Below are 12,248 nucleotides of genomic sequence, written 5' to 3'. Positions count from 1 at the left end.
TCGTTTGCCCAGAACCGGTTGTGGTTCTTGGATCAGTTGCAGGGACCGTCGCCGATTTACAACATGGCGGTGGCGTTACGGCTGGACGGGCATCTAGACGCCGAGGCGTTGGGTGCAGCACTGGGCGATGTGGTGGCCCGCCATGAAAGCCTGCGCACGGTGTTCGCCGCGACCGATGGTGTTCCGCAGCAAGTAGTGGTTCCGGCTGAGCGCGCTGAGTTGGGTTGGGACATCGTCGATGCCAGTGGCTGGCCGACTGGTCGGCTACTGGAGGCCGTCGAGGAAACGGCCCGGCAAAGTTTCGATTTAGCGAGCGAGATCCCAATGCGGGCGCGGCTTTTCCGCATTGCCGAGGATGAGCATGTGCTGGTGGCGGTGGTCCACCACATCGCTGCCGACGGCTGGTCAGTCGCGCCCCTGGTAACGGATTTGGGTGTGGCTTACGCCAGCCGGCGTGCCGGGCGGGCCCCGAGTTGGGCGCCGCTGCCAGTCCAGTATGTCGACTACACGCTATGGCAACGTGCGCAGTTCGGTGATCTCGACGACAGCGAGAGCTTGATTGCCTCCCAGTTGGCTTACTGGGAGGGCGCTTTGGCCGGGATGCCGGAGCGACTGCAGCTGCCCACTGATCGACCCTATCCGCCGGTTGCTGACTATCGTGGCGCCACTGTGGCCGTGGATTGGTCGGCCGAGCTACAGCAGCGGGTGTGCAAAGCGGCCGGTGAGCACAATGCGACCAACTTCATGGTGGTGCAAGCCGCGCTAGCGGTGTTGTTGGCCAAGTTGAGCGCCAATCCTGATGTGGCGGTGGGCTTCCCGATCGCCGGGCGACGCGATCCTGCGCTTGATGAGTTGGTGGGCTTTTTCGTCAACACCTTGGTGTTGCGGGTCGATGTGACCGGTGATCCCACGGTGGCGGAGGTGTTGGCGCAGGTGCGCGCGCGCAGCCTGGCCGCCTACGAGCATCAGGACGTGCCCTTCGAGGTGCTGGTCGAGCGGCTCAACCCGACCCGAAGCCGCGCCCATCACCCCCTGGTCCAAGTGGGGTTGGCGTGGCAGAACAATCAGCCGGCCACGTTGAGTTTGGGCGATCTAGAGGTCGCCCCGCTACCGGTGGACACCCACACGGCGCGAATGGATTTGACGTTCTCGTTGGCTGAACACTGGACCGAGGCCGGTGAGCCAGCCGGGATCGCCGGGACGGTGGAGTTTCGCACCGACGTGTTCGACGCGGCTAGCATCGAGACGCTGATCCAGCGGTTGGAACGGGTGTTGGTGGCGCTGACCGCTGATGCGACGCGGCGATTGTCATCAGTGGATCTGCTCGATGGTACTGAGCAGACCCGCTTGGATCGATGGGGCAACCGGGCGGTGTTGACACAGCCGGACGCAAAGTCGGTATCGATTCCGGTGGCCTTTGCCGCACAGGTAGAGAGCGCCCCAGATGCGGTAGCGATCAGCGACGGGGAGCGATCGTGGACCTACCGCGAGCTCGATGACGCCACTAACCGGTTGGCGCGCAAGCTGATCGCCCACAGTGTGGGCCCGGGGCAGTGTGTGGCGCTGTTGTTGGAGCGGTCGGCCGAGGCCGTGGTGGGGATCTTGGCGGTGCTCAAGACCGGAGCGGCGTACCTGCCGCTCGACCCGGGGCATCCCGACGCGCGTATCGAGTTCATGCTCACCGACGCGGCGCCGGTCGCAGCGATCACCAGCGCTGATCTGGCCGATCGGCTGGACGGGTGCGACGTGGCGGTCATCGACGTCAACGAACCCGCTGTGCGCATCGAGCCCAGCACCGCGTTGCCGGGGCCGACCGCGGACGATATCGCATACCTGATCTACACCTCGGGAACAACCGGCGTCCCGAAGGGAGTGGCGGTTACCCACCGCAACGTGACTCAACTGCTGGCGTCGCCAGGCGGCGGCCTACCTCGCGTGGGCGTGCGGCCGCAGTATCACACCTTGGCCTTCGACACTTCGGTGTGGGAGATCTTGGGTGCGCTGTTGCAGGGTGGACGACTGGTGATGGTGCCCGACTCGGTGGCGCGCTCGCCGGAGGACTTCCATACCTTGCTAGTTAGCCAACACGTCAACATGCTCGCCCAGACGCCTTCTGCGGTGGCTATGTTATCGCCGCAGGGTTTGGAGTCGGCGACGTTGATCGTGGCCGGTGAGCCCTGTCCGGCCGAGATAGTGGACCGGTGGGCGGCGCCGGGGCGGGTGATGGTCAACGCCTATGGCCCGACCGAGACGACGATGGTTGTGACTGTCAGTGCGCCATTGACGCCGGGGGCCGGGGTGGTGCCGATCGGTTCGCCAGTGCCCGGAGCGGCGCTGTTTGTATTGGATAATTGGCTGCGACCGGTACCGACTGGGGTAGTCGGGGAGTTGTATGTGGCCGGTCGTGGCGTCGCCTGCGGGTATCGGCATCGGCCAGGATTGACCGGATCGCGGTTTGTGGCATGCCCGTTCGGCGGTTCTGGAACGCGCATGTATCGCACCGGCGATTTGGTGTATTGGGGCCCGGATGGCCAGTTACGGTACTTAGGGCGTGCGGATGAGCAGGTCAAGATCCGCGGGTATCGCATCGAGTTAGGGGAGATTCAGGCCGTCCTGGACGGCCTGGACGGGGTGGATCAAGCGGCGGTGGTTGCCCGTGAGGAGCGCCCCGGCGATAAACGCCTGGTCGGTTACGTGACCGGAACCGCAGACCCGGACGTCGCGCGCGCGCAGCTGGCCGATCGGCTCCCGCCGTATATGGTCCCGACCGCGCTGGTGGTACTCGAGGCACTGCCGCTCACTCCGAACGGCAAACTGGACGCACGCGCACTGCCGGCACCGGAGTACCAGGATGCTGATCGGTACCGCGCTCCGGCCACCCCGGTTGAAGAGGTACTGGTTGGTATTTATTCCAGGGTGTTGGGTGTAGAGCGGGTTGGGGTCGACGACTCGTTTTTCGACTTGGGTGGGGATTCGTTGTCGGCGATGCGAGTAGTCGCCGCGATCAATACCGCGTTGGATGCCGGCGTTGCGGTGCGAATGCTTTTCGAGGCGCCCACCGTTGCGCAGTTGGCGCCGCGGCTGGCTGCTGGCGGACGTGGCTTGGAGCCGTTGGTGGCCGGTGAGCGGCCGGCGGTGGTGCCGTTGTCGTTTGCCCAGAACCGGTTGTGGTTCTTGGACCAATTGCAGGGCCCCTCACCGATTTACAACTTGGCGGTGGCGTTGCGGCTGGGCGGACACCTTGATACCGCGGCGCTGGGTGCCGCACTGAGCGATGTGGTGGCCCGCCACGAAAGCTTGCGCACCGTGTTCGCCGCTGCTGATGGTGTTCCGCAGCAAGTAGTGATTTCGGCTGAGCGCGCGCAGTTGGGTTGGGACATCGCTGATGCCAGCGGTTGGCCGGCCAGCCGGCTGCGGGAAGCCGTCGAAGAAACGGCGCGTCGGTCGTTCGATCTAGCGAGCGACCTTCCTTTGCGGGCAAGGCTTTTCCGTGTTGCAGACGATGAACATGTGCTGGTGGCGGTGGTGCACCATATTGCTGCTGATGGTGTCTCAATGAGGCCATTGGTGGCTGACCTCGGTGTGGCCTATGCCAGCCGATGTGCCGGGCAGCCTCCCAATTGGGCGCCGTTGACGGTGCAATACGTGGATTACACCCTGTGGCAGCGTGCGCAATTCGGTGACTTGGCGGATCGCCATAGTCGTATCGCCTCCCAGTTGGAGTTCTGGCAGGAAGCGCTGGCAGGGATGCCGGAGCGCCTGGCGTTGCCCACCGATCGGCCCTATCCGCCGGTGGCCGACTACCGGGGTGCCAGTGTGGCAGTGCAGTGGCCGGCTGAATTGCAGCAACGGGTGCGCGCGCTGGCCGGTGAGCACAACGCGACCAGCTTCATGGTGATGCAGGCCGCACTCGCGGTGTTGCTGGCCAAACTGGGCGCCAGTTCTGATGTGGCGGTGGGGTTCCCGATTGCGGGGCGGCGTGACCCGGTCCTGGATGAGTTGGTGGGCTTTTTCGTCAATACGTTGGTGTTGCGCGTCGATGTGGCCGGTGATCCCACCGTCGCCGAGTTGTTGGCGCAGGTGCGCGCGCGCAGCTTGGCCGCCTACGAGCATCAGGATGTGCCCTTCGAGGTGCTCGTCGAGCGGCTCAACCCGACCCGGTCATTGACTTATCACCCGCTGGTGCAGGTGGTATTGGCCTGGCAGAACTTCGCCGCGGATTCTGTCGCCGGTTTGGGGTTGGGTGAGCTGGAGCTGACCCCGCTGCCCGTGGACACCCAAACCGCCCGAATGGATTTGACGTTCTCACTCGCGGAACGTTTCTCCGAAGCCGGCGACCTTGCCGGGATCGGCGGCACGGTGGAATTTCGCACCGATGTGTTCGACCCCGCGAGCATCGAGACACTAATTGAGCGGTTGGAACGGGTGCTGATGGCATTGACCGCCGACCCAACTCGGCGGGTGTCGTCTATCGATGTGCTCGACGCCGGTGAGCATTCCCACCTCGATGAGGTCGGCAACCGGGCGGTGCTGAGCTTGCCGCCTCAGGCAGGAGAGTCGATTCCCACGGTGTTCGCCGCGCAGTTGGCGCGCGCACCGGAGGCGGTGGCGTTGACCTGTAATGGTCGTGCGATGAGCTACCGCGAGCTCGACGAAGCATCGAATCGCTTGGCGCATTTACTGATTGAGCATGGTGCGCGTCCGGGGCAGTGCGTGGCGCTACTGATTGAGCGATCCGCTGAGGCGATTGTGGCGATGCTGGCGGTGCTCAAAACGGGGGCGGCGTATCTAGCGATCGACCCGGGCCATCCCGATGCTCGGATCGGGTTCGTGGTGGCCGATGCCGCGCCGATCGCCGCACTCACTACCACCGATCTGGCCGGACGGCTGGATGGTCACGATCTACGGATCGTCGATATCGCCGACCCACGCATCGATTCCTATCCGCGTACTGGGTTGGCGGCTCCTGCGGCGGACGACATCGCGTATCTGATTTACACCTCGGGGACAACCGGGATGCCCAAAGGCGTTGCGGTTGCTCATCGTAACGTGATCGCGCTGCTGGAGACGTTGGATGCTGATCTGGAGTTGTCGGCAGGGCAAGTCTGGACACAGTGTCACTCGTTGGCGTTCGATTTCTCGGTGTGGGAAATCTTCGGCGCGCTGCTGCATGGTGGGCGGCTGGTCGTGGTGCCCGACGCGGTGGTGCGTTCGCCCGAAGAGTTGCACGCGTTGCTGGCCAGCGAGCAGGCCAATGTGTTGAGTCAGACGCCGGCAGCGTTTTATGCGCTGCAAACCGCCGACGCGCTGGCCCCCGAGTTGGGAGCTCAGCTCAAGCTGGAGACGGTGGTGTTCGGTGGGGAAGCGTTGGAACCCCAGCGTCTTGGCGGCTGGCTGGACCATCACCCCGGGTTGCCGCGGTTGGTCAACATGTATGGCATCACCGAAACCACCGTGCATGCCTCGTTCCGCGAGATCGTCGAGGCCGACGTTGACAGCAGTGTGAGCCCGATCGGGGTGCCGTTGGCACACTTGGGCTTTTTCGTGCTCGACGGCTGGCTGCGCCCGGTGCCTGCCGGGGTGGTGGGGGAGTTGTATGTGGCCGGCGCCGGGCTGGCCTATGGGTATGTGCGCCGCTCGGAGCTGACGTCGTCGCGGTTTGTGGCCTGTCCCTTCGGCGGCACGGGGGCACGGATGTATCGCACCGGCGACCTGGTTCGTTGGGGCGCGGATGGACAGTTGGAGTACCTGGGCCGTGCCGATGAGCAGGTCAAGGTTCGTGGGTATCGCATCGAGTTGGGGGAAATTCAGGCTGCGCTGGCCGGATTGGCTGGGGTCGAGCAGGCGGTGGTGATCGCCCGCGAGGACCACCCCGGCGACAAACGGCTGGTCGGCTATGTCACCGGCACCGCCGACCCGGCCACCGCGCGCACGAAGCTGGCTGAGCGCTTACCGGCCTATATGGTGCCCGCGGCAGTGGTGGTGCTCGAGGCGCTGCCGTTAACGGTTAACGGCAAACTCGATACCCGAGCCCTGCCCGCACCGGAGTATCAGGACACCGATCGCTACCGAGCCCCAAGCAACCCGGTCGAGGAGACCTTGGCAGGCATTTTTGCCGAGGTGCTCGGTGTAGAGCGGGTCGGAGTCGATGACTCGTTTTTCGAGTTGGGCGGCGACAGCATTTTGTCGATCCAGGTAGTGGCCCGGGCCCGGTTCGCCGGGCTGGTGTGTCGACCGCGAGATGTTTTCGTCGAGCAGACCGTAGCCCGGCTGGCCCGGGTTGCCCGAGTGGTCGGCGGGTCATCAGGCGGTTCGGTCGATGAAGGGATTGGGCCAGTGGTGGCCACGCCCATCATGAAGTGGCTGTACAGCCTGGAGGGTCTGGTTGAGCAGTTCAACCAGACAGTGCCGCTGCAGGCACCGGCCGGAGTCACCGAGGCCGATGTATTGGTGGTGCTGCAGGCGTTGCTGGACCGGCACGCCATGTTGAGGGCCCGGCTCGACGACGATGCCGCTGGCGAGTGGTCGTTGCTGGTGCCCGAGGCGGAGACCGTGGACGCGCACGACTGTTTGACCAGCGTAGAGGTGTTGTCCGATGAGGCGGTGGTCGCGGCACGGTCGCGGTTGAACCCGGCCGCGGGGGTGATGCTGAGTGCAGTGTGGTCGCCGCCGGCGGGGCAGCTGGTGGTGATCGTTCATCACTTGGTCGTTGATGGGGTGTCGTGGCGGATTTTGCTTGAAGACCTCAACATCGCTTGGGCCCAGCATCGTGCTCGACAGACGGTAGCTTTACCGGCTGGTGGGACGTCGTTTGCCCGGTGGACGAAACTGTTGGCCGCGCACGCACATACAGCGGAAGTGGTGGACCAGGCCGAGGTTTGGCGACAGGTGGCAAGCACGCCCGCGGCGTTGCCCGCGGTGCGCCCCGGGGTGGATACGCTTGCCACGGCAGGACAGTTGACTGTGGAACTGGATTCCGAAATCACCCGCATGCTGCTGGGCGAGGTCCCCGCGGCCTTCCATGCCGGCATACATGACATTTTGTTGATCGCGTTCGCGTTAGCGGTGGCGGAGTTTTTGGGCACGGGCAGCGCACCGGTCGGTATTGATGTCGAGGGTCATGGGCGTCACGAGGAGTTGGGCGCCGACGTGGACTTGTCACGGACGGTGGGGTGGTTTACCGCCAAGTATCCGGTGTCGTTGAGCATGGGTGGGTTGTCGTGGACGCAGGTGCTCGCCGGTGAAGCCGTGGTGGGGACGGTAATCAAAGACGCCAAGGAGCAACTCCGGAGGATGCCGGACGGCCTGAGTTATGGGCTGTTGCGGTACTCAAACCCCGAGGTGGACCTGGCCGGGTCGGACCCGTCAATCGGATTCAATTATCTGGGCCGATTGGGCGCCCCGGCGGCCTATGCCTCAGGTGATGTCTGGCGGATCAGCCAGGAGGGCGGGCCGGTGACCGCCGCAGCCGCCGCGATTCCGATGGCGTTGGCCCACACCGTTGAACTCAACGCCGCAACCGTCGACACCGACACCGGCCCGCAGCTGCAAGCCAACTGGACCTGGGCGCCCTCGGCGTTAGAACAGCCCCAGGTCAGCCGCCTTGGTCGGTTGTGGTTTGAAGCCTTGGCCGGGATCTGTGCCCATGTGCGTGGGGGTGGGGGCGGGTTGACCCCCTCGGATATCGCCCCGGCTCGACTCAGCCAGCGGCAACTCGACGAACTTCAGCGCCGCTATGAAATTGCTGATGTGCTGCCTTTGACGGCCTTGCAGCAGGGGCTGCTTTTTCACGCCGGCATCGCCGAAGGCAGCGGCGACGACGCGTATGCAGTGCAGATAGATATCACCGTGGCCGGTCCGATCGATCAGCATCGGTTGCATGAAGCGGTAGACACGGTGGTTAACCGCCATCCCAATCTGGTAGCCCGGTTCTTATCAGGGTGCGGTGAGCCGGTGCAGATCATCCTGGCCGATCCGGTGGCGGGATGGCGCTATGTCGACCTCGCCACTAGCGAGGTCGATGTCGAGGAGCGGATTCAGCAGGTATGTAGTGAGGAACGCGCGGCGGTTTTTGACCTTGCCCAACGGCCGGCGTTTCGGGCGGCTTTGATTCGCACCGCAAATGATCGGCACCGGTTGGTGTTGACCAACCATCACATCGTGTTCGATGGCTGGTCGGTGCCAATCCTGTTAAGCGAAATCTTTGCCAGCTACAACGGGGCGCAGCTGCCCGCGCCTGTGCCGTATCGCCGGTTTTTCAGTTGGCTGGCGGATCGAGACCGCGGTGCCGCGCTGTCGGCGTGGAATCAGGTGTTGGCCGGGTTTGATACCCCCACTCTGGTCAGGCCGGCGGATCGTCTGGGGCTCGGGCCGCGTAATACGACATCGTTTCGGGTGTCTGAACAGACCACCCGCGCTGTTGGCGAACTGGCTCGCGTACAGCAAACCACCGTCAACACCGTGCTGCAGGCGGCGTGGGCGCAGATCCTGCGCGGCTTGACCGGCCATGACGATGTGGCGTTCGGCGCTGTGATCTCGGGGCGGCCAGTCGAAGTGCCCGGCTCAGAGTCGATGGTGGGGCTGTTGATCAACACGGTGCCGGTGCGGGCGACCATCTCCGCACAGACCACCACCGCGGCCCTGCTGCAGCAATTGCAGAGCGCCCACAACCACACACTCGACCACCAGCACCTGGCGCTAAGCGACATCCACCGCATCACTGCTCACAAGCAGCTGTTCGACACCGTTTTCGTCTACGAGAACTACCCGACCGATACCGACGCGTTGTCGGGGGCCCACCGATTGGCGATCGTCGAGTTCCGCGACTACTACCACTACCCGCTGGCCGTCCAAGCCGTGCCGGGCCCCGAATTGAACCTTCGCGTTCAATTCCGCACCGACGTATTTGATACCGCCAGCATCGACGCCCTCATCGAGCGGTTCCAGCAGGTGCTGGCGGCCATGACCGCCGACCCCAACCGACCGCTGCTGTCGATGGATCTATTTAACGGCGCTGCGCCCGTCCGGTTAGAGGGGCGGAACAACGACGCGGTGTCGACTCCCCAAACCCGCCACCCCGGCAATAGTCTCGGCGCCCCGGCCAGCCCGGTCGAGGAGATCCTTGCCGATATCTACGCCCAAGTACTAGGGGTAGACCACGTCGGGGTCGAGGAGTCGTTTTTCGACCTGGGCGGAGACTCGCTGTCGGCGATGCGCGCGATTAACGAGATCAACGCGACTCTTGATACCCAGTTGGGAGTGCGCATCCTCTTCGACGCACCGTCAGTGAGAAGTCTGAGCCAACAAGTTGACATCCGTGCCAGCCGGGCAAAACACGTCCCCGACCTCAATACGATCCGCGAACAGTAAAACCACCCCGGCGAGTTCACGTTGGATCTCGACTTCGCGGCTCGAGTCCAAGCTCAAGACGACGCCTTGCGGTCGATATGGCTCATTTGGTGTCGATTTCGGGTTGGAAACGGCTTCTCGGGCATACCGTACGGAAATGGACAACGTACTGGACCTGGAGGACCAGGCCGCGTTTGGTATCGCACTGGTTTCGGGAGTCACGACCGACCTGCAGTGTGTCTGGGTGTACAACCGTCCGGTCGACATCGAGGGTCTGCGGCAATTCCATGCTCATCTACAGCGCGGGCGGTTATCCCGCGGTATCGAACGATCACCACTGCGGTTTGGCCGCCACCGCTGGGTATCGGCCGATCGGTTCTCGGCGATGGAGATCGTCGCGGAGGCGCGACCGCGGGCACAGTTCGATGCCTGGCTTGATGAGCAGGCCAACAATCCGCTGGATTGCGAGCACGGGCCCGGATGGCACCTTGCGGTAATGCCATTTACCGACGGCGGTGCGGGGGTCAGTTTGGTCGTTTCGCACAGTCTCATCGACGGCGTCGGACTGGGCGAGGCGCTAACGGATGCGGTGTTGGGACGCCAGGACCCGATCAGTTGGCCGGCGCCCCGGTCGCGCCGACGGTGGAAGGCGCTGCGTCAGGACGCCCGCCAAAGTGCACGGGACATCCGCGCAATCGGCCCCGGCATGGCCGCCGCGTCACGGTTAACGCGGCAAGGCCGGGAAGTTGCTAAAGCTGCTGCTCCGCTAGCTGCCAAGCCACTTAAGGTGCCCGCTGGCGCCGGTGAATTCATCAGTCTGCCAACGGCAACGGTTTTCGTGAAGGCCGATGAGTGGGAGGCACGCGCACAGGCACTCGGTGGGACCAGCAACGCGCTGCTTGTGGGTGTGGCGGCCCGGCTGGCTCAGCGCGCCGAGCGAGTCACCGCAGACGGCCTGGTTGTGGTGAGAATGCCGTTCAGCGAGCGCGTCGCCGGTGATACGCGCGCCAACGCGGTCGGTGATGTCATCGTCACCGTGGACCCTGCACCCGCGACCGCGGACCTGCGTCCGATCCGGGCCGCGATCAAACAAGCACTGGCTAGCCACCTGGAGATGCGCGATGACGAGCGCGCAGCCCTGTCGATCGTTCCCTTTTTGGCTCTGGTGCCTAAGCGCCTGCTCCTTAAGGTCGGCGGTGGCGCGGCTGGGGGTGGGGTGGCCTCATCCAACGTGGGCATGGTCGATCCGGCCGCCGCCCGCGCGGACGGCACCGACGCTGATTACTTTGCTATGAAGCTGCTTCATTCGAACGTGCCCACGGCGATGATGTACCGGGGCGGCGGACGGCTGTTTTTGCTCTCCGGAAGAACGGAAAAGCAGGTCTTTCTCTCGGTGACTGCTTATCTGCCAGGTCGTTCTAACTCGAAAGATGGCTGGCGACAAGAACTTTTGAGCATCTTGAATGAATTCTCGCTCACGGGTACGCCTCACGAAGCGCCCTTAAATCACATACCAACGGAGGAATCCCCGCGTCCAGTCCACGGCACCAGCGTTTGACGCGTTTGGCTGCGACCATGCGGATCACTCCACCTGCCGGCAAGCCGCCCTGACCTCGTCAGGTGACGGATTTCGCCCGGCTCAATGGCTCGCTTGAGTCCTAGAGGTCGAACGCCGTCGAGGCGTGTGCGTGCACGGACCCGCAGCCACGAAGCTAAACCCATTACTGCAGGTCACAGCACCGAAAACCGCCGTCGCCGGAACCCTGCTAAGTGCGGGTTAGGTCACACTATGCACATTGTCCAAATTCCCGGACAGGCCCTGTTTCCTGCATTACGTTTGGAACGGGTTTCAAAGCCGACCGTTAGTTATGAGGAATCAGTGAGTGTCAATCCGTTCGACGAAGACGGCAGCTTTTTCGTCTTGGTCGACGACGAGGAGCAACACCGTAGGTGGCCGGCGTCCGCCGACGTTTCAGCAGGTTGGCGGCTGGTTCACAGCGAAGGAGGCCGCGCTGCATGTTCGGTCTACATCGAACAGAATTGGATTGACATTCGGCCCAAGAGTCTGTGCGACAGACTGGTTGCGGACCGAGCGTCCGCGAAATAATCCGTGAGGCTCGGGGGAGTTCGATGGCACTTAATAACGGGGTGTCGCTTCCGCTGACGCGAGGCCAGCTGGATATCTGGCTTGCGGAGCAAACCGGGCGCTTAGACGCCAAGTGGCAACTGGGCGTTTTCATTCACATCGCAGGGCCGATTGACGCTGATTTATTTGAATCGGCCATTCGTGAGGTGGTGCGCGAGGCCGAACCACTGAGAGCCACCTTTTTCCACGCGGATGAGCAGGTTTACCAAAAGGTAGTCGATCATCCGGACGTTGAGCTTATTCGCTACGATCTCATGGGCTCTCAGAATCCCGCGCAAGACGCTTATCGGTTAGCGTCATCGATTCAGCGCACACTGATGCCGCTTAACGGCCCGCTATTCAAATTCGCATTGCTCCAAACACGAGTAGATGAATTCTATTTCTTCGTGTGCTGTCACCATATTGTGGTAGACGGAATTGGTCTCGCTTTTGTGTGCCACCGGATCGCCGTTGTCTATAACGCACTTGCTGCCGGCGAGTCGATTCCACCGGGATTTTTCGGGTCGCTGAGCGATCTGATCGACTGTGAATCAGCGTACGAAGCATCCGCCGAATATCTCGATGACCAGGCCTTCTGGATGAGGAATCTCGCGTCGGACGGCGAAGTGAGTTCTCGGTCGGTGCGCGACTCCGGCGGGCGCGACCGCGATGAGACGTCAGCGCCGATTCAATTGGACCCGTCCGCCGTTGCCGGCATCGACGAATTGTCCAAGGCGTTGGGCATGCGTCGCTCGTCGGTGATTACTGCGGCGTG

General features: G+C 63.4%; 4 protein-coding genes. All 4 read left to right on the top strand.

The window, feature by feature from the left end; all coding sequences use genetic code 11:
* A partial coding sequence (locus A5707_RS03355; protein ID WP_156657518.1) for a non-ribosomal peptide synthetase occupies positions 1 to 9,369 on the top strand: 9,369 nt, incomplete at its 5' end.
* A gap of 136 nt (positions 9,370 to 9,505) precedes the next feature.
* Positions 9,506 to 10,906 (top strand): hypothetical protein, encoded by a 1,401-nt coding sequence (locus A5707_RS03350; RefSeq protein WP_065013112.1) that lies wholly within the window; start codon positions 9,506 to 9,508, stop codon positions 10,904 to 10,906.
* A gap of 321 nt (positions 10,907 to 11,227) precedes the next feature.
* On the top strand, positions 11,228 to 11,455 hold the full coding sequence (locus A5707_RS03345) for an MbtH family protein (RefSeq protein WP_065013111.1): 228 nt from the start codon (positions 11,228 to 11,230) through the stop codon (positions 11,453 to 11,455).
* Between the two features lie 23 nt (positions 11,456 to 11,478).
* A partial coding sequence (locus A5707_RS03340; RefSeq protein ID WP_232000614.1) for a condensation domain-containing protein occupies positions 11,479 to 12,248 on the top strand: 770 nt, incomplete at its 3' end.

It is taken from the genome of Mycobacterium kyorinense (genome assembly GCF_001672775.1).
GTDB classification, from domain to species: domain Bacteria; phylum Actinomycetota; class Actinomycetes; order Mycobacteriales; family Mycobacteriaceae; genus Mycobacterium; species Mycobacterium kyorinense_A.
Note: the sequence above shows the minus strand (reverse complement) of the source record. Positions and strands in the feature narration are given on the sequence as shown.